This is a genomic window from Arthrobacter sp. TJ-58, from assembly GCF_058269295.1.
In genome coordinates, this window is the sequence record NZ_JBZCNM010000002.1 from 255,798 (window position 1) to 281,040 (window position 25,243).

The 25,243-nt window shown below is 65.4% G+C and carries 25 protein-coding genes; 17 read left to right on the forward strand and 8 right to left on the reverse strand.

The genetic code is table 11. From position 1 onward, the window contains the following. Positions 1-131 precede the first annotated feature (131 nt). From AC4D2W_RS07345 to AC4D2W_RS07365, 5 genes are all read left to right on the forward strand, one after another. Positions 132-1,340, forward strand: coding sequence for an acetoin utilization protein AcuC (locus tag AC4D2W_RS07345; RefSeq protein WP_490926268.1), 1,209 nt, complete (start codon positions 132-134; stop codon positions 1,338-1,340). 88 nt (positions 1,341-1,428) lie between these two features. Beyond that, a complete protein-coding gene (locus tag AC4D2W_RS07350) occupies positions 1,429-2,016 on the forward strand; it encodes an ArsR/SmtB family transcription factor (protein WP_490926269.1) in 588 nt (195 codons plus the stop codon). 84 nt (positions 2,017-2,100) lie between these two features. Continuing rightward, a complete protein-coding gene (gdhA, locus tag AC4D2W_RS07355; RefSeq protein WP_490926270.1) occupies positions 2,101-3,441 on the forward strand; it encodes an NADP-specific glutamate dehydrogenase in 1,341 nt (446 codons plus the stop codon). A gap of 173 nt (positions 3,442-3,614) precedes the next feature. Next, the gene (locus AC4D2W_RS07360) at positions 3,615-3,827 is read left to right on the forward strand and encodes a helix-turn-helix domain-containing protein (RefSeq protein ID WP_490926271.1); all 213 of its coding nucleotides are present in this window, start codon (positions 3,615-3,617) and stop codon (positions 3,825-3,827) included. 147 nt (positions 3,828-3,974) lie between these two features. Further along, complete coding sequence (locus AC4D2W_RS07365; RefSeq protein WP_003792170.1) at positions 3,975-4,073, forward strand: 30S ribosomal protein bS22; 99 nt, start codon at positions 3,975-3,977, stop codon at positions 4,071-4,073. A gap of 82 nt (positions 4,074-4,155) precedes the next feature. Here the strand turns inward: AC4D2W_RS07365 and AC4D2W_RS07370 are convergent, their stop codons facing one another. After that, a complete protein-coding gene (locus AC4D2W_RS07370) occupies positions 4,156-4,968 on the reverse strand; it encodes an HAD family hydrolase (protein WP_490926272.1) in 813 nt (270 codons plus the stop codon). Between the two features lie 87 nt (positions 4,969-5,055). On the opposite strand from AC4D2W_RS07370, the gene AC4D2W_RS07375 reads away from it, so the two are divergent. Together AC4D2W_RS07375 and AC4D2W_RS07380 are read left to right on the forward strand one after the other, a co-directional pair. Continuing rightward, the gene (locus tag AC4D2W_RS07375) at positions 5,056-5,310 is read left to right on the forward strand and encodes a glutaredoxin family protein (RefSeq protein WP_490926273.1); all 255 of its coding nucleotides are present in this window, start codon (positions 5,056-5,058) and stop codon (positions 5,308-5,310) included. A gap of 102 nt (positions 5,311-5,412) precedes the next feature. Then, positions 5,413-6,123 carry a redox-sensing transcriptional repressor Rex gene (locus AC4D2W_RS07380; RefSeq protein ID WP_490926274.1) on the forward strand — a complete coding sequence of 237 codons (711 nt, stop codon included), beginning with the start codon at positions 5,413-5,415 and terminating at the stop codon, positions 6,121-6,123. 41 nt (positions 6,124-6,164) lie between these two features. On the opposite strand, the gene AC4D2W_RS07385 is transcribed toward AC4D2W_RS07380, so the two are convergent. The 3 genes from AC4D2W_RS07385 to AC4D2W_RS07395 form a co-directional block, all read right to left on the reverse strand. Next, complete coding sequence (locus AC4D2W_RS07385) at positions 6,165-6,920, reverse strand: hypothetical protein (RefSeq protein WP_490926275.1); 756 nt, start codon at positions 6,918-6,920, stop codon at positions 6,165-6,167. A 211-nt stretch (positions 6,921-7,131) separates the two neighbouring features. Continuing rightward, a complete protein-coding gene (locus AC4D2W_RS07390; protein WP_490926276.1) occupies positions 7,132-7,905 on the reverse strand; it encodes a hypothetical protein in 774 nt (257 codons plus the stop codon). A 160-nt stretch (positions 7,906-8,065) separates the two neighbouring features. Further along, entirely contained in the window at positions 8,066-8,608 is a 543-nt protein-coding gene (locus AC4D2W_RS07395) for a YceI family protein (protein WP_490926277.1), read from the reverse strand. Between the two features lie 141 nt (positions 8,609-8,749). Between AC4D2W_RS07395 and AC4D2W_RS07400 the strand changes: the two genes are divergently transcribed. The 5 genes from AC4D2W_RS07400 to ccsB all read left to right on the forward strand — a co-directional run bounded on the left by AC4D2W_RS07400 (position 8,750) and on the right by ccsB (position 13,884). Next, on the forward strand, positions 8,750-9,412 hold the full coding sequence (locus AC4D2W_RS07400) for a histidine phosphatase family protein (RefSeq protein WP_490926278.1): 663 nt from the start codon (positions 8,750-8,752) through the stop codon (positions 9,410-9,412). Positions 9,413-9,468: 56 nt separating this feature from the next. Further along, the gene (locus AC4D2W_RS07405; RefSeq protein WP_490926279.1) at positions 9,469-10,104 is read left to right on the forward strand and encodes a TlpA family protein disulfide reductase; all 636 of its coding nucleotides are present in this window, start codon (positions 9,469-9,471) and stop codon (positions 10,102-10,104) included. A gap of 5 nt (positions 10,105-10,109) precedes the next feature. After that, entirely contained in the window at positions 10,110-10,910 is an 801-nt protein-coding gene (locus AC4D2W_RS07410; RefSeq protein ID WP_490926280.1) for a cytochrome c biogenesis CcdA family protein, read from the forward strand. A gap of 191 nt (positions 10,911-11,101) precedes the next feature. After that, complete coding sequence (gene resB / locus AC4D2W_RS07415; RefSeq protein WP_490926813.1) at positions 11,102-12,799, forward strand: cytochrome c biogenesis protein ResB; 1,698 nt, start codon at positions 11,102-11,104, stop codon at positions 12,797-12,799. Further along, positions 12,799-13,884: a c-type cytochrome biogenesis protein CcsB gene (gene ccsB, locus AC4D2W_RS07420; RefSeq protein ID WP_490926281.1), complete on the forward strand. Its 1,086-nt coding sequence runs from the start codon at positions 12,799-12,801 to the stop codon at positions 13,882-13,884. The genes resB and ccsB overlap by 1 nt, the downstream gene beginning before the upstream one ends. A gap of 233 nt (positions 13,885-14,117) precedes the next feature. On the opposite strand, the gene AC4D2W_RS07425 is transcribed toward ccsB, so the two are convergent. Next, positions 14,118-14,498, reverse strand: coding sequence for a PLD nuclease N-terminal domain-containing protein (locus AC4D2W_RS07425; RefSeq protein WP_490926282.1), 381 nt, complete (start codon positions 14,496-14,498; stop codon positions 14,118-14,120). A 121-nt stretch (positions 14,499-14,619) separates the two neighbouring features. On the opposite strand from AC4D2W_RS07425, the gene AC4D2W_RS07430 reads away from it, so the two are divergent. After that, positions 14,620-14,931 (forward strand): DUF4229 domain-containing protein, encoded by a 312-nt coding sequence (locus tag AC4D2W_RS07430; RefSeq protein ID WP_490926283.1) that lies wholly within the window; start codon positions 14,620-14,622, stop codon positions 14,929-14,931. An 80-nt stretch (positions 14,932-15,011) separates the two neighbouring features. Here AC4D2W_RS07430 and AC4D2W_RS07435 read toward each other — a convergent pair whose 3' ends face one another. From AC4D2W_RS07435 to AC4D2W_RS07445, 3 genes are all read right to left on the reverse strand, one after another. Beyond that, positions 15,012-15,896 (reverse strand): 1,4-dihydroxy-2-naphthoate polyprenyltransferase, encoded by an 885-nt coding sequence (locus tag AC4D2W_RS07435; protein WP_490926284.1) that lies wholly within the window; start codon positions 15,894-15,896, stop codon positions 15,012-15,014. A gap of 71 nt (positions 15,897-15,967) precedes the next feature. Next, positions 15,968-17,110 (reverse strand): AMP-binding protein, encoded by a 1,143-nt coding sequence (locus tag AC4D2W_RS07440; protein ID WP_490926285.1) that lies wholly within the window; start codon positions 17,108-17,110, stop codon positions 15,968-15,970. 10 nt (positions 17,111-17,120) lie between these two features. Continuing rightward, positions 17,121-18,074: a 1,4-dihydroxy-2-naphthoyl-CoA synthase gene (locus AC4D2W_RS07445; protein ID WP_490926286.1), complete on the reverse strand. Its 954-nt coding sequence runs from the start codon at positions 18,072-18,074 to the stop codon at positions 17,121-17,123. 162 nt (positions 18,075-18,236) lie between these two features. Here AC4D2W_RS07445 and AC4D2W_RS07450 point away from each other — a divergent pair, with 162 nt between their 5' ends. Genes AC4D2W_RS07450 through narI form a run of 4 tightly spaced genes read left to right on the forward strand, consistent with a single transcriptional unit; the run spans position 18,237 to position 25,220 of the window. Beyond that, the gene (locus AC4D2W_RS07450) at positions 18,237-21,956 is read left to right on the forward strand and encodes a nitrate reductase subunit alpha (protein ID WP_490926287.1); all 3,720 of its coding nucleotides are present in this window, start codon (positions 18,237-18,239) and stop codon (positions 21,954-21,956) included. Continuing rightward, the gene (gene narH / locus AC4D2W_RS07455; RefSeq protein WP_490926288.1) at positions 21,956-23,719 is read left to right on the forward strand and encodes a nitrate reductase subunit beta; all 1,764 of its coding nucleotides are present in this window, start codon (positions 21,956-21,958) and stop codon (positions 23,717-23,719) included. Before AC4D2W_RS07450 ends, narH begins: the two co-directional genes overlap by 1 nt. Next, entirely contained in the window at positions 23,716-24,414 is a 699-nt protein-coding gene (gene narJ / locus AC4D2W_RS07460) for a nitrate reductase molybdenum cofactor assembly chaperone (RefSeq protein WP_490926289.1), read from the forward strand. The genes narH and narJ overlap by 4 nt, the downstream gene beginning before the upstream one ends. Further along, the gene (gene narI / locus AC4D2W_RS07465; RefSeq protein ID WP_490926290.1) at positions 24,411-25,220 is read left to right on the forward strand and encodes a respiratory nitrate reductase subunit gamma; all 810 of its coding nucleotides are present in this window, start codon (positions 24,411-24,413) and stop codon (positions 25,218-25,220) included. Before narJ ends, narI begins: the two co-directional genes overlap by 4 nt. Positions 25,221-25,243: the final 23 nt, after the last annotated feature.

Genomic DNA, 25,243 nt, shown 5'->3' on the forward strand with positions numbered 1-25,243 from the left:
AAGAGAGACGCTGTTCTGCGGCGCGGTGCTCAACAGTAGTACACCACTGCGCAGACCCACCGAAGCCGGTCCGCCACTGCGGCCGCAGCTTCAACCTCCAAGTATCGCGCAGATCGCGTAGCCTGTTCAGCATGATCACCCGCGGATTGAGCCAACCGATCATGCCAACCCGCATCATCTGGCATGAGTCCATGCTGGATTACAACTTTGGTCCCGGCCATCCAATGAGTCCGCTGCGCCTGGACCTCACCGCCAGGCTGGCGCGTGAGCTGGGAATCTTTGAGCTGCCCGGCGTTTCCGTGGGTGAGCCTTTTGTCGCCAGCGACAAGGAACTGGGCACGGTGCACGGCAGCGAATACATTGCCGGAGTTCGCGCCGTCAGCGCTGACCCGGCGTCGCCCAATGAGAAATTCGGGCTCGGAACCGAGGACAATCCCGCGTTCGCCGGCATGCACGACGCCAGCGCACGGCTGGTGGGCGGCTCCCTGGCCGCCGCGGACGCCGTCCTGTCCGGGGAGGTCGTGCATGCGGTGAACTTTGGCGGCGGCATGCACCACGCGGCCGCGGACCGCGCCTCAGGCTTCTGCATCTATAACGACGCCGCTGCCGCCATCGCGCGGCTGCTGGACAACGGCGTCAGCAAGGTCCTCTACATCGACGTCGACGCCCACCACGGTGACGGCACCCAGAGCATCTTCTGGAATGATCCGCGGGTCATGACCATTTCGCTGCACGAGACCGGGCTCACCCTCTTCCCGGGCACCGGATTCGCCAATGAAACCGGCGGCCCCGGGGCCGAAGGGACGGCGGTCAACGTGGCCCTGCCGGCCCGGACTTCCGACGCCGGATGGCTGCGTGCCTTCCACGCGGTGGTTCCGCAGCTTGCCGAAGCCTTTGCCCCCGAGGTGATTGTGAGCCAGCACGGCTGTGACAGCCACCTCCATGATCCGCTCACCAATCTGCGGCTCAGCGTGGAAACCCAAAGGCAGGCTGCACTGTCCATTGCCGATCTCGCCGCCACCCTCTGCGGCGGCCGGTGGATAGCCACCGGCGGCGGCGGCTACAACGTGGCGTCCGTGGTGCCGCGCTCCTGGTCCCTGCTGATGTCTGTGGCGGCCAACGGAAAAATCCGCTGCAACACCGAGGTGCCGGCACCGTGGCGGGCATATGTGAAGGAACGCTACGGGGAGGACACCCCGCCGCTGATGGGGGACGGCGTCGAGTTGTGGTGGCGGTCCTGGGAAGTGGGATATGACCCCAATGACGAAATTGACCGCACCGTGATGGCCACCCGGAAAGAGATTTTCCCGCTGTACGGACTTGATCCCTGGTTTGACTGACTGGTGGCAGCGGAACGCAGCGGCTCGCCCTGAGGGACGGGCAGCGGTGAAGCCAGGCTTTGTCCGCGGAACGGATAAAGTGGTGCCCATGGTCATCGATGATGTTTTTGCCGTCATTGCGGAAGGCACCCGCCGGGAACTGCTTGGCGCGCTGCGCAGCGGGGATAAATCCGTAGGCGCCCTCGTGGAGGAGCTGGAAGTCAGCCAGCCCACGGTGTCGAAGCACCTGAAGGTGCTCCGTGAAGCCGGGCTGGTAACAATGCGGGCCGAAGGGCAGAAACGCTACTATTCGCTGCAGCCGGCTCCGCTGGAGGAGATCGTGCTGTGGCTGAAGGCTTTTGATCTCCCGTCGCTGCAAACTGGCGCGGCTTCCGGACAGCGCCTGGCATCCGTTGCCGCCGGAAGCGCCGGAGCAGGCGCGCCGGGAAGCGGTGCGGGATCCGTGGGAATGCGCACCAACCGGCCGCTGTTCACGGCACGGCCCACGACGTCGTCGACTCCGCGCTCCGCAGCGGAGGTTGTGGCTGCCGGACTGGAACCGGGCAGCGCCGAGATCGTGCCGGCCGGCGCGGATCCGGCATCGGCACCCAATTTGGGACGCACCGTTGGGCGGGCCGCGGAACGGGCAGCAGATCTGCTGGGGCAGTTCCCGAAGTTTCGGCGTCGCCGCTCCTAGACCGGTTTTCCCCGTCACACATCGCAAGCCGGGCACGCGAACGCTAGCTTTGAAGGTGGGAAAACTTCGAAGGAGCAACTGAAAATGGAGCCATCACTCGTTAGCGTGCGCGATGAAGTGTTTCGCCGGAATCCCGGCGAAACTGAATTCCATCAGGCGGTGCTGGAGGTCTTTGACAGCTTGGAGCCGGTGCTCCGCAAGCACCCCGAGTTCCGCGACGCCGCCATTCTGGAGCGCATCTGCGAGCCGGAACGCCAGATTATCTTCCGGGTGCCCTGGGTTGATGACAAGGGACAGGTGCAGATCAACCGCGGCTTCCGGGTGGAGTTCAACTCGGCTCTCGGTCCCTTCAAGGGCGGCCTGCGGTTCCATCCCTCCGTGTATCTGGGCATCGTCAAATTCCTCGGCTTCGAACAGATCTTCAAGAACGCCCTGACCGGGATGCCCATCGGCGGAGGCAAGGGCGGTTCCGACTTTGATCCCCGCGGCAAATCGGATGCTGAGGTCATGCGCTTCTGCCAGTCCTTCATGACGGAGCTCTACCGGCACATCGGTGAATACACCGACGTGCCCGCCGGCGACATCGGTGTTGGCGGCCGCGAGATCGGTTACCTTTTTGGCCAGTACAAGCGCATCACCAACCGTTACGAGTCCGGTGTGCTGACCGGCAAGGGCATCAGCTGGGGCGGATCGCTGGTCCGCCCCGAGGCCACCGGCTACGGTGTGGTGCTTTTCGTGGAGGAAATGCTCAAGACCCGGAACATGAGCCTGGACGGGCAGCGCGTCATTGTCTCCGGCTCCGGCAACGTGGCCATCAACGCCATCGCGAAAGCCCAGTTCCTGGGAGCCAATGTCATTGCCTGCTCCGATTCCCAGGGCTACGTCGTGGATGAAAAGGGTATCGACGTGGCCCTGCTGCGCCAGATCAAAGAGGTGGAGCGCGGACGCATGACGGACTACGCCAAGCGCCGCGGCAGCTCCGCCGCCTATGTTTCCGGGGGCTCCATTTGGAACGCCGGTGCCACGGTGGCGCTGCCGTGTGCCACGCAGAATGAACTTAACGACGCCGATGCCCGCGCGCTGGTTGCCTCCGGTGTGGTGGCTGTGGCCGAAGGAGCGAATATGCCCTGCACTCCCGGGGCGATTGAAATCTTCCAGGAGGCCGGAGTTCTCTTTGGCCCGGGCAAGGCCGCCAACGCGGGAGGGGTGGCCACTTCGGCCCTGGAAATGCAGCAGAACGCCAGCCGCGATTCCTGGTCCTTTGAGCACACCGAAAGGCGCCTGACGGAAATCATGGTCAACATCCACGACAACTGCGCCGGAACCGCCGAGGAATACGGCGCCCCCGGGAATTACGTGGTGGGTGCAAACATCAACGGCTTTGTGCGGGTGGCCGACGCCATGCTCGCCCAGGGCATCATCTAGCCGGCCGGAAGCAATCGGACGGGACCTGAAGACGGCATCTGAACTTCCGCTACCGTGACCCAAGACACTAGAGTGGAAGACCGGACGACAATCCCAGTGCCAGGCACACGCGTCTCCCCGATGACGCTGCAGTGCATCCGGTTGTTGCACATCAGCAAAGGAACGTAAGTCATATGGCAGACGAGGGGAATTTCTCGGACGTACGGTTTCTAACCGTTTCAGAGGTCGCGGAGGTCATGCGGGTCTCCAAGATGACTGTGTACCGTCTGGTGCACTCGGGGGATCTGCCTGCCGTGCGCTTCGGGCGGTCCTACCGAGTACCGGAATCCGCAGTGCAGCAGGTGCTGAAAAACGCCGTGATTGACCGGCGAACGGACACTGCGTAGCGCTGTCACTGGATACCGCGGCGAGGCGGTACCCTGTTAAAGAACGTTTTACATCGTGGCAACCAACTGCCGGTGTCGACGCGCGGGTGCCAACGGTACCGAAGCGTTGGAGCCGGCGTCTGACTATTTCAAGTTTGTGAGGACTCTGTGGGTTCAGTAATTAAGAAGCGCCGCAAGCGTATGGCAAAGAAGAAGCATCGTAAGCTGCTTCGCAAGACCCGCCACCAGCGTCGCAACAAGAAGTAAGCAGGATCTTTCCTGGACAAACCCGCCGCCCACCGGGCCGGCGGGTTTGTTATTTAACGACGCGGTGTGTCCGCCCGGACTGCTAGCGGGAACGGACCCAGGAGAACCCGCGCCACAAACCGTAGGCGCTGCCGGCCACCGTGGCACCCTTGAGACCCATGGTTGCGGCGCGCCGGCCGGACCTGAAGTCGTAGATGGGCCAGTTGCGGTCCCGGGCATGACGGCGCAGCCGCGCATCGGGATTGATGGCCACCGGATGACCAACCATGCTCAGCAGGGGGACATCGTTGTAGGAATCGCTGTAGGCCCAGCAGCGCTCCAGCTCAAGGCCTTCCTTCTCGGCCAGGATCCGGACGCCTTCGGCCTTCGCCGGTCCGTGCAGGAAATCGCCTACCAGCCGCCCGGTGTAACGCCCGTCGTAAATCTCGCTGACTGTTCCCAGTGCACCGGTCAGGTGCAGCCGCTCTGCAATGACTGAGGCCACTTCGACGGGGGTACCGGTGACCAGCCAGACCGGACGGCCGGACTTCAGATGCTGCTCGGTGAGCGCGCGGGTGCCCGGCCAGATCTTGGATTCGATCATTTCGTCATAGACTTCTTCGCCCATGATGCGAATGTCCGCCTGCGCCAGGCCGGTCGCCAGCGTCAGCGCGGCGTCGCGCACCGAATGCACGTCCTTCAGATTCTCACCCTGCAGCATGAAGCGCGCCTGCTTGCGGGCGAAGCCGAATGCTTCGCGGAGGGTGAAGACCCTGCGCTGGTACATTTTCCTCCCCACGTGGAACAGGCTTGCTCCGCGCATGAGGGTGTTGTCCACGTCGAAGAACGCAGCCTCGCCGGGCTTGACCGCAGCGGTCAGGGGCTCGGCGGCTCGTACTGCGCTGCTTCTGGGCATACCCCGAGTCTACGCAAAAACTGGCTCCGGTGGCCGATGGGCCGCCCGGCGTCCGCACCAGGTGGACGCAGCGGCTAGTTTAGATGTATGACCTCTTCCGCCGCTGCCCCGGACCTCCTCCTGCTCACCCGGCCCGGCTGCCACCTGTGCGCGGAAGCCCGCGCAGTGCTGGAACGGATCCGCGCTGACCTGGGCGTGGGCTGGCGTGAACAGTCCATCGAAGGGGACACCGACCTGACCTCCCGCTTCGGTGAAGAGATTCCCGTGCTCTTGATCGACGGCGTGCAGCGCGACTTCTGGCAGCTTGACGAGTCCAGGATCCGGCGCCTCCTGGGAGCCTGATCCGGGACGCTTTGTCCACACCCCGCAGCGGGCTTAGAGTGGGAAAACGGGCCAGCGCCGTGGTTACCGCCAGCCGTGGACACCAACTATGGATAGGTACACGTGAGCATCTCGGAGGAACCAGCCCCGCCGGCGAGCGCAGTAGCCGACCGGCGCATCCCACCTGCCTCGCTCGCCCGCCTGACAATTTATCTGCGGGCACTGAGCGTCCTGCTGGCGGACGGCATCGAGCGTGTGTCGTCGGATGAACTGGCTGAAGCGGCTGGGGTCAACTCGCCCAAGCTGCGCAAGGACCTGTCCTATCTGGGGTCCTACGGCACACGCGGAGTCGGATATGACGTCTCCTACCTCAGCGAACAGATTGCCGCTGCCCTGGGCCTGACCCGCAACTGGCGGGTGGCCATCATCGGTGCCGGAAACCTGGGCAGGGCACTGGCCGGGTACCCGGGGTTTGGTTCCCGCGGCTTTGAAGTGGTGGCCCTGTTTGACGCCGACCAGCTGGTGATCGGGCAGGAAGTCGGCTGGCTCCGGGTCAGTTCCGTGGATGACATGGACAATGTGCTGGTGCGGACCCGGACCAACATGGTTGTCCTGTCGGTTCCCGCCGAGGTGGCCCAGGACCTGTGTGACCGGGTCATTGCCGCGGGTATCACCAGCATCCTGAGCTTCGCCCCAGTAGTGCTGCAGGTTCCGGACCACGTCCAGGTGCGCAAGGTGGATATGGCAACCGAACTCCAGATTCTGGCCTATCACGCACAGCGGTCCCAGGTTTCGGACATCGCGGCCCAGGCCCGGGCCCGGATGGCGCCGTAAGCACTGTCGTCGTTACGGCGCCGTCGTCGGTCCGTCCTGGTTCAGGTCTCGCCCAGATACTGGCTGCGGCGCGGCCGGAAGTACCGGGAACACCGGTGCCGGTAGAGCGGCACAAGCCCCGCGGCTGCCAGGAGCAACGCGGCAGTCTGCGGCATGTTGTCCTCGCGCAGCGCCAGAACCAGTGCCGCGGCGGCAATCACCGAGGCTCCGATGCGCGCCCAGTTCCGTCCTTCCCGAATCATGAATGCGAAGAGCACATAGAGTCCAAAGGCCACCAGGGAGGCGGCAAGGGTGACAGCCTGCATGGCAGCGGAGTATTCGGCGGCTGTGACCCCCAGCTGCCCCAGCTGCGCGGCGTCCGGCGGCAGCTCGGTGAGGGGACGGCGGCTGGCAGCCACCCCGCCGGCGAGACTGATGAAGCCTGCCAGCATCATCAGTGCAAAGCCCAGACGCACCGTCCGCGGCCGCGGACCCTTCCACTCGCTGTAGGGGATCCGTGCGGGCAGGGCAGGGGCAGGGGAGGAACCAGGTGCCGCAGGGATCGCCACGGAGGCCGGGACCGCGAACGGCACTGACCTTTCCTCGACGTTCAGCGGTGCCTCTGGTTCCGGTGCCGGCTTCGCGGGCGAAGCCGCCGGACTGACAGCAGCAGCGGGTGTGGTGCGGGTTCCGTCCGCGGTGTCCTCATGAAGAGTGGCGGGGGTGCGGAAGCCGGTGGCCAGGGCACTGCGGGCCCGGCGGCCAAGACGGAATGCACGGGATTTTTGTGGATTCGGGGAAGCGGGAAGTGAACTCATCGCGGGTGCCGCCTTTGCCAAAAGGGATACGCTCTCAGCGCCGGAACGGGGCGTCCATCCCGGCGGGAGATCAAACGCTACGCCCGTATCCACCGGCTGTGACCAGTGCCGGCCGGTAAGGGCAGGGCAAAGGCAGAAAAAAGGACCGGCCCGCTGGAATCCGGGGGATTCCAGGATGCGGGGCCGGTCCGTGGGTGCCGCGGAGGCGGATTTAGTAGTAGGGGCCGAAGCGCGGCTGGCTGCGGAAATACGGCCGCGAGGGCATCAGATACAGCATCACCACTCCGGCAATTCCGGCCAGCGAGCTCAGGGTGGACAACAGGTTCAGGGGTGAGGAAAATGCGAGTCCCGTCACCAGCGAAGCCAGCAGGCCGAGGGCGGAAATCGCGGCAAAGACGGTGGCGACAATACGTGCCCAGTTTTTGCCCTTGCGGATGAGCACAGCCAGAAGGACGTAGATCAGCAGCGCAATCACGGAAAGGATAATGCCGGCCGTGACAAACGTAGTGCGGAACAGCTCATCCGTGACGCCGTTGTCCTCGAACATCTGCCGTTCTTCCGGCGTGAGCGCGGCCAGCGGGTCATCCGCTGCGGAAAACGTGGAGACGAGGGTGGAGATGAACGTGAGGATTCCTGCGGCCACGATCAGCCAGAACCCGGTCATCACTTCACGGGGTGCCGGCCCTTTGGCGGGAGCCGGGTTGCCCGGTCCCGGGTAGGCGTATCCGGAGGGCTGGGCGGCCTGATAGCCGTAGGGGCTCTGCGGCTGCTGGCCGTAGGGCTGGCCGTACGGCTGGCCGTAGGGGGACGTGGGCTGGCTGCCCTCAGGGGCGGAGCCGGGCTGCCCGTACGGTGTGTACGGCTGGTCGGGCTGCCCGTACCGGGGCGGCTGCGGCAGCCGCTGTCCGTACCGTGGTTCGTCGGCATCGGGCTGCTGCGGGTTGGTCGGGTCACGGGGGTCCGGGTTATTCGGAGGAGTGCTCATTGCCGCCTACTTGCTTGTTGGTGCAGGTACTGCTCCCTACGGGGTGCCGATCAGGGAACCGCAATCGGATTGCTCCAGCCTATCGCGGGGCAAAAACAACTGACACCCCGCCCGGTGTGGGCGGAGTGTCAGTTGTGCGGCGGTTGAGGCGGCGGTGGAACTAGGCTGCGGCCACAAATGCGGCGTCAACGCTGATGGTCACCTTGTCGCCGACGAGGACGCCGCCGGTTTCCAGGGCGGCATTCCAGGTCAGGCCGAAGTCCTTGCGGCTGATGACGGTGGAACCGGAGAAGCCGGCGCGGGTGGCGCCGAAGGGGTCCACGGCCACGCCGTTGAATTCGGTGTCCAGGACCACCGGGCGGGTGTTGCCCTTGATCGTGAGATCGCCGGCTACCCGGTAGGTTTCACCGGAACCTTCGATGCCGGTCACGGTGAAGGTCAGCTGGGGGAACTGCTCGACGTCGAAGAAGTCCGCTCCCTTGACGTGGCCGTCGCGGTTGGCGTCGTTGGAGTTGAAGGAGGCGGACTGGATGACGGCGTTGATGGCCGATTCCTCCAGGGACGGACCGATTTCCATCACAGCGGTTACGTCGTCAAAGCTGCCGCGCACCTTGCTGATGCCGGCGTGGCGGACAGTGAAACCGATCTCGCTGTGCGAGCCGTCGAGGGTCCAAGTGCCGGTGGTGAGTCCGCTGGGGATCATGGTGTGCTCCTAATGCTGGTGGGTTTCGGGACGCTGCCCGCTGCATGTTCATGCATTTGCATTTACTCTCGCACATAAAAGTTCAAGCTTCAAGTATTTGGCAGATTTAATCCTGCGCCCGCTCTCTGCGAAACTTAGGACATGTCGCGTGCCTCGATCCACCTCGTCCGCCATGGAGAAGTCTTCAATCCCGACGGAGTCCTCTACGGACGCCTGCCGGAGTTCCACCTGTCAGAGCTGGGCCAGCAAATGGCCCGCCGCGTGGCCGGTTACTTTGAAGCCCAGAAGAACGACGGCGCCAACCTGGTCCACCTCGTGGCCTCGCCTCTGACCCGGGCACAGGAGACCGCTGCTCCCATTGCCGCCTCCCTGGGCCTCGAAGTCACCACCGATGAGCGGATCCTGGAGGCCACGAACAAGTTCGAGGGGCTCTCGGGTGTCACCAGCCGGCTGCGCAACCCGCGTTACTGGCCGCTGATGTACAACCCGTTCAAGCCGTCCTGGGGCGAACCCTATGCGGCGCAGGCAGAACGGGTGATGGCAGCCGTCAACGACGCACGCATACGCGCCACCGAGCTGGGCGGGAACCGCGCCGAAGCCATTCTCGTCAGCCATCAGCTGCCCATCTGGGTGACGCGGCTGTCCGCGGAGGGCCGGAAGCTCTGGCATGATCCCCGCAACCGCGAGTGCACGCTGACTTCGGTCACCACCCTGGACTTCGACGGCGATACGCTGATCGGCGTGCGTTATGCGGAGCCTTCTGCGGACCTTCTGCCGGGTGCCGCGAATATCCCGGGAGCATAATAGAATTACTACGCGTTGTAGAAGTGGCCCCCTGCCACGATGAAAGCTGGAAATAGTTGAAGAATCCTCAAAGCACCCCCCAGCCGGAAGCCTTGCGCCGCCGATCCTTCCTGAAGCTCGGCGCCGGCTTGGCTCTCAGTGCATCCCTGGTGGCGGCATCAGCAGGCTGCGCGGTGGAGGATCCGCTGGCAGCACAGGCTAAAGCAGGCGACAACAAGAACTACATTGCCGGTGACGGATCCGTCACCGAGTACGCCGCTGATCAGCGCGGTGAACCGGTACAGCTCGAGGGCACCCTGTTTGACGGCACCACCGTCTCTTCGTCCGAGTTTGAAGGCGACGTGGTGGTTTTGAACTTCTGGTACGCCGCCTGCGCACCGTGCCGCAAGGAAGCTCCGGACCTCGTGGAACTGCACGACCAGTTTGAGCCTGAAGGTGCCCGCTTCTACGGCGTCAACATCCGGGACGAAGCCAATACGGCCGAGGCTTTTGAGCGCTCGTTCGGGATTCCCTACCCCAGCTTCCAGGACAAGGACGGCGGAATCCTGCTGGCCATGACGCAGTTCGTCCCGCCGTCGGCCGTTCCCACCACGCTGGTCCTGGACCGTGAGGGCCGCGTCGCCGCCCGCATCCTGGGGTTGGCGGACAAGGGCACCCTGAAGGCACTTATCACTGACGCACTGGCAGCCTAGCCGGCATGGTCCCCCTCCACCTCGCCACCGCCCTGCCTGCCGCTGTTCCCTCAGCCAATGTCTTTGCCGAAACCATCCTCAACGGCTCCATGCTGCTGGCCATCCCCGTGGCTGCCCTGGCGGGCCTCGTTTCCTTCCTCTCCCCGTGCGTCCTGCCGCTCGTCCCGGGCTATCTGGGCTACGTCACCGGCCTGACCGGAGTGGACCTGCAAAAACAGCGCCGCGGACGGATGCTGGCCGGAATCGGCCTTTTTGTCCTCGGTTTCTCCGTGGTCTTCGTCATTATCGGAGCCGGCGTCGGCCAGCTGGGCGGATGGCTCCGCGGCTCTGACCAGGCCTGGATTCCCCAGGTTCTGGGTGCAGCCATCATCATCCTGGGCATCGTCTTCATGGGCGGCCTGAGCTGGTTCCAGCGGGACCGGAAAATCAGCGCCCGTCCGCCGGCCGGACTCTGGGGCGCACCCCTGCTGGGCATTACCTTTGGACTGGGATGGGCGCCCTGCCTCGGACCCACCCTCTCCGCCGTGCAGCTCCTGTCCTTTTCCGGGGATGACGCCACCGCCGCCAAGGGCGCGTTCCTGACCTTCATTTACTGCCTCGGCCTGGGCCTTCCGTTCCTGCTGATAGCCCTGGGATTCCGCCGGGGGATGGGTGCCCTGGGCATCTTCCGCCGGCACCGTCTGGCACTGCAGCGCTTTGGCGGCGGCATGCTGATTGTCCTGGGCGTCCTGATGCTCACGGGTGTGTGGAACATCTGGATCAACAATCTCCAAGGTTGGTTGGATAGTGTGACCCTGCCAATCTGATGCACCGGCGGTTCCCGGCTATCCAACCGGGAACCGGCTGAACCCTGTATCCCGCACGAACCCCTTCAAAGAACCATGAGAGCAAGTTGAACCGCGAACCGGATGTTTTGACCGAAGCCGAGAAAAACGGCGCGAGTACCTCCGGCGTGCCCGGGAAGAAGGGCCGCAAGAGCCGCAACGGTGACGTCCAGATGCCGGCCCTCGGCCCGCTGGGCATGATCCGGTGGGCATGGACGCAGCTTACGAGCATGCGGACCGCGCTGTTCCTGCTCCTGCTGCTTGCCGTGGCTGCCGTGCCGGGATCACTGTTCCCGCAGCGGCCGGCCAACCCCGCCGTCGTGACCCAGTACCTCAAGGACAACCCGGACACCGGCCCCTGGCTGGACCGGCTGCAGCTCTTTGACGTGTACTCCTCCGTCTGGTTCTCGGCCATCTACCTCCTGTTGTTCATTTCCCTGATCGGCTGCGTCATTCCGCGGGCCCGGGCGCACTACCGCGCCATGCGGTCCAAGCCGCCGCGCACCCCCAAACGCCTCTCCCGCCTGCCGGAATACGGCACGCTGGCCGTTCCGGCGGCGTCCGGGCTGACCGCCGCTTCCGCCGTCCAGGAGGCGGCGCAGATGCTGCGCAAGCGCGGGTACCGGGTGGATGTCCGCGACCTGGACACCGACCGTCCCTCCGTGGGCGCCGAGCGCGGCTTCGCGAAGGAAGTCGGAAACCTGGTCTTCCACACCGCCCTGATCGGAGTGCTGTTCTCGATCGGCGTCGGCGGACTCTTTGGTTACACCGGCCAGAAGGTGGTGGTGGAGGGGGAGTCGTTCGTCAACACCCTGGTGGGCTACGACTCGTTCACCCCCGGCACCAGCTTCAGCGAGGATCAGCTGGCCCCCTACTCGCTGACGCTGGACGATTTCGACGCCACGTTTGACCGTGAATCCACCACCCACTACGGGCAGCCGCTGGACTTCACCGCTTCCATGACGGTCAAGGAGAGCCCTGATGCCGCCGAACATTCGGAAACGCTCAAGGTGAACTCGCCGCTGACCATCGGCGGCAGCCGCGTCTACCTCGTCGGCAACGGTTACGCGCCCGTGGTCACGGTGCGCGACGGCGAAGGCAACATTGCGCTGCAGGGCCCGGTGGTGTCGATTCCCAGTGACGGCATGTACACCTCCCTGATGGTGATCAAGGCTCCGGATGCCAAGCCCGACCAGCTCGGTTTTGTGGGCTTCTTCCTGCCCACGGCAATGCTGGACGAGGAGGGAGTGTCCTACTCCGGCGATCCGGATCCGATCAATCCGCAGCTGAACCTGAACGCCTACTACGGAGACCTCGGACTGGACGAAGGCGTGCCCAGCAACGTCTACGTCCTGGACACCGAAGACCTCACGGAGATCAACAGCCGCAACCTGGACGCCGGCGGCATCGTCCTCGGTGAGAACCAGACCTACGAGCTGCCCGAGGGCAAGGGCTCGATCACCTTTGACGGCATCAAGCGTTACGCCGCGTTGGATATCCACTATGACCCCGCCAAGATCTGGGTTCTCGTCTTCGCCGTGCTTTCCCTCTCAGGGCTGGCGGCCTCACTGTTCCTGGCCCGCCGCCGCGTCTGGATCCGCACCGGCACGCACGCTGACGGACGCATCATGGTCGAATACGGACTGCTGGCACGCGGTGAAGATCAGCGCCTGGCCGGCGAGGCCGCGGCGGTCCGCAGCCTGCTGGAGAAGCAGTGGTTGGCGGGCGGCAGCACGGTGGAGGACAATGGCGCAGGGGAAGCCTCTGCTCCGGAGTCCGGACAGCAGCACACAGACCGGGACGCAGTGCCCGGAGCATCAGCGGCGGACAGCAGTGCCGTTACGGAGAAGGAAACAGGTAAGGACTCGTAATGCCCATCGACTACACCCTCGCTGAATACAGTGAGCTGTTCATGCTGCTGGCGGCGTTCGCCTATACGGTGGCGTTCCTCGCCTTCGCATGGGACCTCGCCAAGAGCAGCAAGACCATCCAAGCGGTCGAGTCCAAGCTCACGCAGCACAAATCCGGAGTGCCCGCAGGCGTTGCCGCCGGCGCATCGGTCCGTTCGGGCCGCGCCGGAAGCGACAGCCGTGCAGGCGATGACAGCTACTTGGCGGACGGCAACGTCCGCGGCTGGAACGCCGACGGCGGAGCGGTGGCGCAGACTGCCGATGCCTCCATGGGCTACGTCGGAGCACGCCGCAACGCTGCACGCGTGGGCGTGGCCCTGACGGTGCTCGGCGCCCTGATCCACGCCGCAGCAGTGATCTCCCGCGGAATGGCCGCCCACCGCGTTCCGTGGGGCAACATGTACGAGTTCTGCACCACCGGCGCCCTCGTTGTCGCCGTCGTCTTCCTCGTGGTCCTGCTGCGCCGCGACCTGCGCTTCCTCGGCACCTTTGTGCTGGGCCTGGTCCTGATCATGATGATGGTGGCCACCATCGGCTTCCCGACCCCGGTGGCGCACCTGATCCCCGCACTGCAGAGCTACTGGCTCATCATTCACGTATCAGTAGCCGTCATCGCCTCCGCACTCTTCACGCTCACCTTCGCCATGTCCGTGCTGCAGCTGCTGCAGGCGGACCGCGAAACCAAGATCCGCAGCGGCGGAACCTCCAAGCTGTCCTTCCTGCGGATCGTTCCGTCCGCCCAGAGCCTGGAAAACTTCGCCTACCGCATCAATGCCGTGGCCTTCGTGCTATGGACGTTCACCCTGATGGCCGGTTCAGTCTGGGCCGAACAGGCCTGGGGCCGGTACTGGGGCTGGGACACCAAGGAAGTCTGGACCTTCGTCATCTGGGTGGTCTACGCCGGATACCTGCACGCCCGTGCAACCCGAGGCTGGACCGGAACCCGTGCCGCCTGGCTGTCCATCGTCGGCTACCTGTGCGTGGTCTTCAACTTCACGATCGTCAACGTCTTCTTCGCCGGCCTGCACAGCTACTCCGGCGTCTAGCACCTGCACGGCTGCTCAGCCCCTGCAAAGCCCGCTCCCGGTTCTCCGGGAGCGGGCTTTGCTGTTTCCGGCGGCATTGGGTCATCGAGTGTCGGGGTGATGCCGCTTAGACGCGCGCATGACGGCATCGTCGCCTCACTCGACGGCGGTCCGCTGCACAGCCACAGCGGCGGACAGCAAAAACCCGCCTCCGGAATTCCGGAGACGGGCGTGATGGTGAGAGCCGGACGCTGTCAGGCGCTGGGCTTTTCGTCGTCGTTCTTCTTGTTCCCGGACTGCTTTTCGCGCTCACGCAGCTCGGCCTCGCGGCGCTTCAGCTCGGCTTCCTTCTCCTGCTGGCGGCGACGGATGGCCAGGTTGCGGAGGAACTCCGGATCATCATCGGGTGCGGTGGGATGCCGGGGCTTCCGGTTCTTGGGTTCCGGGCCGCTCATCGGGCGTCCGAAAAGGAACCACAGGAGAGCACCCAGGACCGGAAGCAGCACGATCGTGAAGAGCCAGGCGATCTTGGAGATGCTCCGCACCTCCTGCGCCCGCGACATGATGCAGTCGATGATGGCGTAAATAATGACGGCGGCGACAATGATTACACCGAAAAGCACGAGGCGAGGCATGCCCCAATTGTAGTGGAGTGCGGCCCCCGTGCGGCCTCGGGTTTGGTGCCGGGCGGGTCGGACGGGGTGTGGAGGAACACGAGCAGACGCCCGGAGGAGGAACAGCCACTAGAATGAGCGTGTGGCTTTCTGGAAATTTACCGCTCTCCGCCTTGGTTTGGTGGCCGTCTTTTTTGCAGCATGCGTCTGGTTGGGACTGGGCCTTGTCCTCTCGGCCATCGTCGGCGCCGTGCTCGCCTGGTGCGTAACGTACCTGTTCTTCCGCGATATGCGCGATGAGGCAGCCCGCACCGTGCAGAACCGCTTCCGCGGCGGGGCGCCGCGGACCCCCAACCGGGTGGAACGCGAAGACGCCAGCGCCGAAGACAGCCTTTTGGATTCCAACCCCGAGGTGCAGATCAACTCCGACCGCCGCCCCCGCGACGAACAGTAAAAGGACCTCAATCGAGGCTGCTCAGCAAGAGCGCCCCGGTAACTGGACTCCCGGCGTTCAGCCCTAGGCGGGGTCCGGCCCTAGGCGAGCAGGCGGGTCAGCACCAGCCCGAGGCTGTACAACGCAGCGAAGCCCAGGTTGATCAGCCCGGTCTGCTTCAGCACCGGGATCAGGCTCCGGCGTTCCTTTCCCCTGAGCATCAGCCAGCTGGGCATGAGGCACGCCGGGATCAGCAGCAGCACCAGCAGTATCCAGGGGTAATCCGCCGTGAGGAACAGCGGCAGGAGAATGGCGACGGCCAGCATCATGACGTAACTGATGCGGGCCGCTTCATCGCCGAGCCGCACGGCCAGCGTCCGCTTTCCCACCTCGCGGTCGGTGGGGATGTCCCGCACGTTGTTGGCCATGAGCAGGGCCGTGGCAATCAGGCCGGTGCCGACGGCGCCGATCACGGCGGGTGCGCTGATCTCGCCGGCCTGGGTGTAGGTGGTCCCCAGAGTGGCCACCAAACCGAAGAACACAAACACGAAAATGTCGCCCAGACCCTTGTAGCCGTAGGGGTTGCGGCCTCCCGTGTACCCCCAGGCCGCGGCGACGCAGCCCACTCCCACCAGGATCAGGAACCAGGCGGAGGAGAGGATCACCAGCACCAGCCCGGCCACCATGGCAGCGCCGAAACAGGCAAAGGCAGCGCGCTTGACCTGCTGGGCAGGCGCCGCTCCGGAACCCGTGAGCCGCAGCGGGCCCACCCGGTTGTCGTCCGTTCCGCGGATGCCGTCCGAATAGTCGTTGGCGTAGTTCACGCCCACCTGCAGCAGGACGGCCACCAGCGCGGCAAGCACGGCGTTCAGGGGTTTAAAGGAACCCAGGTCATAGGCTGCCGCCGTGCCGATAATGACCGGCGCCACCGCCATGGGCAGGGTGCGGGGGCGGGCTCCTTCTAACCATTGCGCGGCTGTAGCCACAATCAACGTCCTCTTGTTCTAGTGATGGTTCGTGGGTGATGTGATCCGCGGCGCAAGGTGCCGCGGTGGGTTCAGGGGTGCGTGTGCCCGGCGGCGGCCAGCAGCTGCCGGATCCCCACCCGGTCCGTTTTGCCGTTGGGCAGCAGCGGCAGGGCTTCCAGCAGCAGAACCACCTTGGGGACGGCGGGCTTTCCCAGCGCCGCGCGGACCGCGTCTTTGACCTTTTCAGGATCAATGGAGCCGACGACGGCGGCGCCCACCAGGCTGCCCCACTCCGGGCTGTCCAGGCCCAGGACCACAGCTTCGGAAACTTCGGGCAGCTGCTCGATCGCGGCTCCCACGGCTGCGGCGGAAATCTTGATGCCGCCGCTGACAATAACGTCATCCAGCCGTCCGGAGACACTGACCCGGCCGTCCTGCACGCTGCCGGCGTCATCGGTCCGGTACCAGCGCTTTCCGGAGTTGAAACGGAAGCGCTCGGCGGTCAGTTCCGGCTGGCCCATGTAACCTTCGGCAAGGACATCCCCGGCAATCCACAGGACGCCGGATTCCACCGTCACATCCACGCCCGGCAGCGGAACGCCGTCGTACACGCAGCCGCCGCAGGTCTCACTCATGCCGTATGTGGTGACAATATTCAGGCCCAGTGCGGCCGCATTGGCCAGCAGGCCGGCGCCGGCCGGTGCTCCGCCAAGCAGGATCGCGTTGAAGCGGCGCAGCACGCGCAGGGTTTCCGGTTCGGGGTTGGTCAGCAGCCGGTGCAGCTGGGTGGGAACCAGGGAGGTGAACCGGTTGCGGTCCGTCATCTCAGCTGCGGCCTGCGTGAAGCGGGCGGCGCTGAAGGACCCGGAGGTGTCCATGAAGACGGGCTGGGTGCCGGCATACAGCGACCGGATCAGGACCTGAACTCCGGCAATGTAGTGTGCCGGCAGGGCCATCAGCCACTGGCCGTCCGCCTGCAGCGCCATGGCCGTGGCCATGGAGGACGCCGCGAGGGCATCGGTGCTGAGCATGGTCTGCTTGGGCGTCCCGGTGGACCCGGAGGTGCTGATCACCAGGGCAATGTCATCATTGGGCAGCTCGCCGGTAAACGTCTGCAGCGGGTCCGCGTGCGGGGCAACTGCCGGACCTTCGCCGGCGAGGGCGGCGGCCAGCGGAGCCAGCAGCGTCTCGGCTTTGAATCCGGCGGGAGTGTGGACGGTCAGCAATTCCATGGTCGGCGGCCTAGAAGTAGTAGGGGAAGGAGGACCAGTCGGGGTCGCGTTTCTCAAGGAAGGCTTCCTTGCCCTCCACCGCCTCGTCCGTCATGTAGGCCAGGCGGGTGGCCTCTCCGGCGAAGACCTGCTGTCCGGCCAGGCCGTCATCGGCCAGGTTGAACGCGAACTTGAGCATGCGGATGGCCTGCGGGGACTGCCGGGCAATGTCCGCAGCGTATTCCAGGGCCACCTTTTCCAGATTCTCGTGATCCACGGCTTCGTTCACCGCGCCCATGGCCACCATGTCTTCGGCCGAGTACTCGCGGGCCAGGAAGAAAATTTCCCGCGCCTTCTTCTGGCCGATCTGGCGGGCCAGCAGTGCGGAGCCGTATCCGGCGTCGAAGCTGCCCACGGTGGCGTCGGTCTGCTTGAACTTGCCGTGCTGGCGCGAGGCGATGGTGAGGTCCGCGACCACGTGCAGGCTGTGCCCGCCGCCGGCGGCCCAGCCGTTAACAACAGCGATGACCACCTTGGGCATGGTGCGCATCAGCCGCTGGACTTCCAGGATGTGCAGCCGGCCGGCGCGGGCCGGGTCAATGGTTTCCCGGGTTTCCCCCTCGGCGTACCGGTAGCCGTCACGGCCGCGGATCCGCTGGTCGCCGCCGGAGCAGAAGGAATGCCCGCCGTCCTTGGGGGAGGGGCCGTTTCCGGTGAGCAGGACGGTGGCGACGTCGGGGGTCATCCTGGCGTGGTCCATGGCCCGGTACAGCTCGTCCACGGTGCCCGGACGGAAGGCATTGCGTACCTCAGGCCGGTTGAAGGCAATACGCACCGTCGGCAGATCCCGGATGATGCCGCCGTCGGCCGCGCGCTCCACCTGGCGGTGGTAGGTCATGTCCTGCAGGTCCTCGAACCCGGAGACGAGACGCCACTGCTGCGGGTCGAAAATATCGGACACCTGTTCTGGAAGTTCTGTGCTCACACTTCTGAGTTTATCGTTCCGGCCCAAACCGGGTGCGCGGGGCTCCCGCGGAGCGGCGAAGACGCGTGCCCGGCCTTGTTCCGGCGGCCGGTCTGCGGCCCGCCGCGGGTATTTGGCGCTGGGGGCTGTCGGGAATACCGGCTCGGGGCCTAGCGTGAATTCATGGCTGGCACCGCTCCGGGGATCGATGGCCCGGCAACAGAGGCAATGCTCAAACTCGGCAGGTTTTTCACCCGCTGGGATGAGACCGACGACGGCCGCGCCGTGTTCCGGGAAGGCGGGCGGAAGGGCGATTCCTTCTACCGCAACCGCTGGAGCCACGACAAAGTGGTCCGGTCCACCCATGGCGTGAACTGCACCGGCTCCTGCTCCTGGAAGGTGTATGTCAAGGACGGCATCATCACGTGGGAGGCCCAGGAGACGGACTATCCGACGGTGGGCCCGGACCGGCCGGAGTATGAACCCCGCGGCTGCCCGCGCGGTGCCGCATTCTCCTGGTACACCTATTCACCCACCCGGGTGCGTTATCCCTATATCCGCGGCGTGCTCCTGGAGATGTACCGGGCGGCGAAGCGTGAAACGGGGGACCCGGTGCTGGCCTGGGAACGGGTGGTCGGGGATCCCGAAGGCCGCCGCACCTATCAGCAGGCCCGCGGCAAGGGCGGGCTGGTCCGCTCCAGCTGGGCCGAGGCGCTGGAGATGACCGCCGCGGCACACGTGGCCACCATCAAGAACTACGGTCCGGACCGCTGCACCGGCTTCTCTCCCATTCCGGCCATGTCCATGGTGTCCCACGCTGCCGGTGCGCGGTTCATCAACCTCATCGGCGGGGTGATGAACAGCTTCTACGACTGGTACGCGGACCTGCCGGTGGCCAGCCCGCAGGTTTTCGGGGACCAGACCGATGTGCCCGAATCCGGGGACTGGTGGGATGCCACCTACCTGATGATGTGGGGCTCCAACATCCCGGTCACCCGCACCCCGGACGCGCACTGGATGGTGGAGGGGCGCTACCGCGGGACAAAGGTGGTGTCGGTCAGCCCCGACTACGCGGACAACACCAAGTTCGCGGACGAGTGGCTCCCCGCCCAGGCCGGATCCGACGGTGCGCTCGCCATGGCCATGGGCCACGTGATCCTCAAGGAAAACTTCGTGGACCGCAGGGTTCCGTTCTTCGAGGACTATGTCCGCCAGTTCACCGACCTCCCGTTCCTGGTCTCCGTGGACACCCGCACCGACGGAACGGTGGTTCCGGGCAAGTTCCTCACCGCCGCGGACCTCGGCGGGCGTGAGTCCGGAGCCGCAGACGCCGCCTTCAAGACGGTGCTGCTGGACCGCGACGCCGGTACCCCCGTGGTGCCCAACGGTTCCGTGGGCTTCCGCTACAACGACGGAGACGCCGGGAAATGGAACCTGGACCTGCAGGGCGTGGTTCCGGCACTGTCCATCGCTGACGCTTCCTCCTGGCAGGGGGAAACCAGCCGGGTGGACCTTCCGGCCTTTACTGATCCCAGCGGCGTGGGCTCCGTGATGCGCCGCGGCGTACCGGTGACCACCGTCGCCGGACGAACGGTGACCACGGTCTTTGACCTGATGCTCGCCCAGTACGGGGTGGGCCGGGACGGACTGCCGGGGGAGTGGGCAGTCGGATATGACGACGCGGAAACCCCCTACACTCCTGCCTGGCAGGAGGAAGTCACCAATGTGTCCCCGGAAGCGGTCATCCGCACCGCCCGTGAGTTCTCGGCCAACGCTGAAAAGTCCAAGGGCCGGTCCATGATCATCCTCGGCGCCGGAATCTGCCAGTGGTACCACGGGGACGTTACCTACCGGGCGATCCTGGCGATGCTCATGCTCACCGGCTGCGAGGGCCGCAACGGCGGCGGCTGGGCCCACTATGTGGGCCAGGAAAAGTGCCGGCCGATCACCGGCTGGGCCGCAATGGCTTCGGCCGGAGACTGGAACCGGCCTCCCCGGTTCATGATCGGCACCGCCTTTTGGTACATGCACACCGACCAGTTCCGTTCCGACGGCTACTCCTCTGATTCGATGCAGTCGCCGCTGGCCTCGGGCCACCTGCGCGGCATGCACACGGCCGACGTCATCGCGAAGTCCACCCGGATGGGCTGGATGCCGTTCTATCCCCAGTTTGACGCCAAGAACTCGCTGGACGTGGCCGATGAGGCAGCAGCCGGCGTGGCCCGCGGCGAGGCAGCCGATGAAGCGTCCTGGGCGGCCCGGCGGCTCAAGGACGGCCGGCTGCGGTTTGCCGTGGAGGACGTTGATGCGCCGGAGAACTGGCCGCGGACCCTGGTTCTGTGGCGTTCCAACCTGCTGGGTTCCTCGGCCAAGGGGGAGGAGTATTTCCAGAAGCATCTGCTGGGCACTTTGAACAACGTGATGGGGAAGGACCACGGCGAATCCCGGCCCGCCGACGTTGTCTGGCACGAAAAAGCACCGCAGGGAAAGCTGGACCTGCTGGTGTCCGCCGACTTCCGGATGACCAGTTCCACTCTGCTCTCCGACGTCGTGTTCCCGGCCGCCACCTGGTACGAAAAATACGATCTCTCCTCCACGGACATGCACCCGTATGTGCATGCGTTCACGCCCGCCATTGCACCGCCGTGGGAAGCGAAGACGGATTACGATCTTTTCCGGCTGCTGGCCGAGGAAGTCTCCCGCCAGTCCGTGACCCACCTGGGCGTCCGGAAGGACCTGGTGGCCACGGCCCTGACGCATGACACCCCGGGTGAAATTGCCCAGCCCGGCGGCCACGCCCCGGACTGGAAGGGCACCGACATCCCGGCGATTCCGGGCAAGAACCTGCCCGACCTTAAAGTGGTGGAGCGGGACTACACGGCCATTGCGCAGAAGTTCGTGGCTGTCGGGCCGCTGGCGGACAAGCTGGGCCTGGTCACCAAGTTCGTGAAGTATGACGTCACCAAGCCGGTCCAGGAGCTGGCCCGGATGCACGGGGTGTATGACCGGGGCGCCGCGGCGGGCCGCCCGGCCGTGGATACGGATGCGCGGATGGCCGAGGCCATCCTGCGGCTCTCCGGAACCACCAACGGGGAACTGGCGGTGCAGGGTTTCCGGACCTTGGAGAAGCGGACCGGCACCCCGCTGGCGGACCTGGCCGAGGGCGCCGAGGACCGGAAAATCACTTTCCGTGACACCCAGGACCGCCCCACCCCGGTCATCACCTCCCCGGAATGGTCCGGTTCTGAAACCGGCGGGAGGCGCTACGCTCCCTTCACCATCAACATTGAACGGCTCAAGCCCTTCCACACACTCACCGGCCGGATGCACTTCTTCCTGGACCACGACTGGATGCAGGACATGGGCGAAGCCCTGCCCATCTACCGGCCGCCGCTGGACATGCACCGGCTCTTCGGGGAACCGCAGCTGGGGACCCGCGGCGACCTGTCGGTGGCGGTGCGTTACCTGACCCCCCACAACAAATGGTCCATCCACTCCGAATACCAGGACAACCTGCTGATGCTCTCGCTCTCCCGCGGCGGAACGGCCGTGTGGATGAGTACGCAGGACGCTGCACTGATTGAAGTCAATGACAATGACTGGGTGGAGTGCATCTCCAACAACGGGGTCCTGGTGGGCCGGGCCATTGTGTCCAGCCGGATGCCGGCAGGGGTCATTTACGTCCACCACGCCCAGGAGCGCATCATCGACGTGCCCAAGTCCGAAGCGACCGGCCGGCGCGGCGGCATCCACAACTCGGTGACCCGGATCCTGGTCAAACCCACGCACATGATCGGCGGCTACGCGCAGCTCTCCTGGGCCTTCAACTACCTTGGGCCCACCGGCAACCAGCGCGACATTGTCTCCGTTGTCCGCAAGCGTTCCCAGGAGGTGGCGTACTGATGCGAATCATGGCCCAAACAGCAATGGTGATGGCACTGGACAAGTGCATTGGCTGCCACACCTGCTCCGTGACCTGCAAACAGGCATGGACCAACCGGGCGGGAACCGAATACGTCTGGTTCAACAACGTGGAAACCAGGCCCGGGCAGGGCTATCCGCGCCGCTACGAGGACCAGGAGAAGTGGAAGGGCGGCTGGGAGCTGAACAGCCGCGGCAAGCTGAAGCTGAAGGCCGGCGGCCGGCTGGCCAAGCTGTTCGGTATTTTCGCCAGCCCGGTGCAGCCGGAGCTGGACGACTACTACGAGCCGTGGACCTACGACTACGAGAACCTCATCAACGCTCCGGCCGGCAATGACTTTCCGGTGGCGAAGCCGAAGTCGCTGATCACCGGTGAAGATATGAAGATCCAGTGGTCCGCCAATTGGGATGATGACCTGGGCGGCTCGGCACGCACCGAGCTCAGCGATCCGGTGCTGGAAAAGATGCGCCGCGAGGCGGAGGAGAAGGTGAAGCTGGAATTCGACTCCACCTTCATGTTCTATCTGCCGCGGATCTGCGAGCACTGCCTCAACCCCTCCTGCATGGCCTCCTGCCCCTCCGGCGCCATCTACAAGCGTGAAGAGGACGGGATTGTCCTGGTGGACCAGGACCGCTGCCGCGGCTGGCGGCAGTGCATCACCGGCTGCCCGTACAAGAAGATGTACTTCAACCACCGCTCCGGCAAGGCGGAGAAGTGCACCTTCTGCTATCCGCGCATCGAAGTGGGCCTGCCCACCGTCTGCGCCGAGACCTGCGTGGGCCGGCTGCGCTACATCGGCATCTTCCTGTACGACGCCGACCGGGTGACCGCGGCGGCGTCCGTTCCGGATGAAAAGGACCTCTACGAGGCCCAGCTGGATCTGATGATGGATCCCAATGACCCGGAAGTCATCGCCGCAGCGCGGGCCGAGGGCATCCCCGAGGACTGGCTGGAGGCCGCACGGCGCTCGCCGGTCTACGCGATGGCCAAGGTCTTCCGGGTGGCGCTGCCGCTGCACCCCGAATACCGGACCATGCCGATGGTCTGGTACGTACCGCCGCTGTCCCCGATTGTGGATGTGCTGAAGGAACAGGGGCACGACGGCGAGAGCGCGGACAATCTCTTCGGCGCCATCGATGCGCTTCGGATCCCCGTGGAGTACCTGGCCGAACTGTTCACCGCCGGAGACACGGACCTGGTCACCGGCGTGCTCCGAAAGCTCGCCGCCATGCGTGCCTACATGCGGAACATCACCCTCGGCGATGCCCCCGATGAACAGATTGCCTCCGACGTCGGAATGACCGGGGAACAGATCGTGGCTATGTACCGCCTGATGGCCATCGCCAAGTACGAGGAGCGGTACGTCATCCCCAGCGCCCATCTGGAGGATGCCCACAACCTGGAGGAAATCGGCTGCTCGCTGGATGGCGAAGGCGGTCCGGGAATGGGCCAGACGGGTGTCTTCGGTGAGGCCTCCGGGCGGCCGATGCCGGTGGCGGTGGAAAACTTCGCCGCCCTGCAGGCCCGCCAGCGCGGGGACGATCCCACCGGCAACGGTGATTTGGGCGGCCGGGTCAACCTGTTGAACTGGGACGGGCGGGGTGCACCCAGGGGGCTGTTTCCGGCTGACGGGAACCGTGGCGTGCCTGGAACCACCGGCGGTACCCAGTCCGACAGCGGCATCGGCGCCGGTTATGACCAGGCCGAGGGCGACGGACCTGACCAGCAGGGAGGTGGCAGGTGAGCCTGCTGGAGAAACTGCTCGGCAAGCCCGGCAAGGGAACCGTCGAGCCGGAACCGTACAAGGACAGCAACCCCCGGCGCAGCGCCGTCGTCCGGCAGGTTTGCGGCCTGCTGCTGGAATATCCGGACCAGGAACTGGTGGACCTGGTGCCGTCCATGCGGGGGGCGCTCGCCGAGGCCGGTGCAGATGCCGGGCCGGTCCAGGAACTGTTGTCCTGGCTGACCACCGAACCGCTGCCTCAGGTGCAGGCGGAGTACGTGCAGGAATTTGACCTGTCCAAGCGGCACAGCCTGCACCTGACCTACTGGACAGACGGCGACACCCGCCGCAGGGGCGAGGCACTCGCAGCCTTCAAGGAGGTTTACCGGGCGCACGGAGCGCTGCCGGAGGGCAGCGAGCTGCCGGATTACCTGCCGCTGGTGCTGGAATTTGCAGCCAAAGTTTCCCCGGCTGACGGCTATGAACTGCTGCAGCGCTACAGGCCCTCGCTGGAACTGCTCCGGCTCGCGCTGCGCGACGACGGCCTGGCCTACGCCGGCGCCCTGGCGCTGGTGTGCTCGACCCTGCCCGGAGTCTCTCCCGAGGACCGGCAAACGGTGATGCAGACCGCCGGCTACGGGCCGCCCACGGAAACCGTGGGGCTGGAACCGTACAGCTCCCGGCTGTTGCCGGTGCATGAAAGGAACGCGCCATGATACGTGCGGACGTACCCCCGCCCGCCGATGTGCAGGTGGGTCTGGGGGATGTGATGCTCTGGGGCGTGCTGCCCTATGTGGTGCTGGCCGTGCTGATTCTGGGATCAATTTGGCGCTACCGGTATGACCAGTTTGGGTGGACCACCCGTTCCTCCCAGCTGTACGAATCCCGGCTGCTGCGGGTGGCCTCTCCGCTGTTCCACTTCGGCATCCTCGCGGTCATCGTGGGCCACTTCGTGGGGCTGGTCATCCCGAAGAACTGGATGGACGACATCGGGATCAATGAGGACCGGTACCATTTCTTTGCCCTGAGCGTGGGATCCATCGCCGGGTTCGCCACGCTCGTGGGGATTGTGCTCCTGATCTACCGGCGGCGGACCACCGGCCCGGTCTTCATGGCCACCACCCGCAATGACAAGGTGATGTACATCTTCCTGCTTGCCGCCATCCTTGCCGGCCTGGCCACCACCGTCTTCTCCGTCTTTGATGCCGGAATCGTGAACTACCGGGACACCGTGGCCCCGTGGTTCCGCTCCATCTTCATCTTCCAGCCGGACATCGCCGCGATGACCGGCGCATCCCTCTCCTTCAAGATCCATACCCTGTGGGGCCTGGCACTGTTTGCCCTCTGGCCGTTCACCCGGTTGGTCCATGCCTTCACCGCTCCGCTGCAGTACCTGTTCCGCCCGTACATCGTGTACCGCTCCCGTGGCCGGCGGCCCGTTCCCGGAGCTGCTGCTCCGCGGCGGGGCTGGGCTCCGGTGGGCACCCCGGACCGCAACCGCCCGGGAGTAACCCGCGACTGACATCCCGGCACCAGCCCGGAGCG

Bases quoted from the DNA above. Each gene is read 5' to 3' on its own strand.
- AC4D2W_RS07345 (WP_490926268.1), top strand. From the start codon at position 132: ATGATCACCCGCGGATTGAGCCAACCGATCATGCCAACCCGCATCATC.
- AC4D2W_RS07350 (WP_490926269.1), top strand. From the start codon at position 1,429: ATGGTCATCGATGATGTTTTTGCCGTCATTGCGGAAGGCACCCGCCGG.
- gdhA (WP_490926270.1), top strand. From the start codon at position 2,101: ATGGAGCCATCACTCGTTAGCGTGCGCGATGAAGTGTTTCGCCGGAAT.
- AC4D2W_RS07360 (WP_490926271.1), top strand. From the start codon at position 3,615: ATGGCAGACGAGGGGAATTTCTCGGACGTACGGTTTCTAACCGTTTCA.
- AC4D2W_RS07370 (WP_490926272.1), bottom strand. From the start codon at position 4,968: ATGCCCAGAAGCAGCGCAGTACGAGCCGCCGAGCCCCTGACCGCTGCG.
- AC4D2W_RS07375 (WP_490926273.1), top strand. From the start codon at position 5,056: ATGACCTCTTCCGCCGCTGCCCCGGACCTCCTCCTGCTCACCCGGCCC.
- AC4D2W_RS07385 (WP_490926275.1), bottom strand. From the start codon at position 6,920: ATGAGTTCACTTCCCGCTTCCCCGAATCCACAAAAATCCCGTGCATTC.
- AC4D2W_RS07390 (WP_490926276.1), bottom strand. From the start codon at position 7,905: ATGAGCACTCCTCCGAATAACCCGGACCCCCGTGACCCGACCAACCCG.
- AC4D2W_RS07395 (WP_490926277.1), bottom strand. From the start codon at position 8,608: ATGATCCCCAGCGGACTCACCACCGGCACTTGGACCCTCGACGGCTCG.
- AC4D2W_RS07400 (WP_490926278.1), top strand. From the start codon at position 8,750: ATGTCGCGTGCCTCGATCCACCTCGTCCGCCATGGAGAAGTCTTCAAT.
- AC4D2W_RS07410 (WP_490926280.1), top strand. From the start codon at position 10,110: ATGGTCCCCCTCCACCTCGCCACCGCCCTGCCTGCCGCTGTTCCCTCA.
- resB (WP_490926813.1), top strand. From the start codon at position 11,102: ATGCCGGCCCTCGGCCCGCTGGGCATGATCCGGTGGGCATGGACGCAG.
- ccsB (WP_490926281.1), top strand. From the start codon at position 12,799: ATGCCCATCGACTACACCCTCGCTGAATACAGTGAGCTGTTCATGCTG.
- AC4D2W_RS07425 (WP_490926282.1), bottom strand. From the start codon at position 14,498: ATGCCTCGCCTCGTGCTTTTCGGTGTAATCATTGTCGCCGCCGTCATT.
- AC4D2W_RS07440 (WP_490926285.1), bottom strand. From the start codon at position 17,110: ATGGAATTGCTGACCGTCCACACTCCCGCCGGATTCAAAGCCGAGACG.
- AC4D2W_RS07450 (WP_490926287.1), top strand. From the start codon at position 18,237: ATGGCTGGCACCGCTCCGGGGATCGATGGCCCGGCAACAGAGGCAATG.
- narH (WP_490926288.1), top strand. From the start codon at position 21,956: ATGCGAATCATGGCCCAAACAGCAATGGTGATGGCACTGGACAAGTGC.
- narI (WP_490926290.1), top strand. From the start codon at position 24,411: ATGATACGTGCGGACGTACCCCCGCCCGCCGATGTGCAGGTGGGTCTG.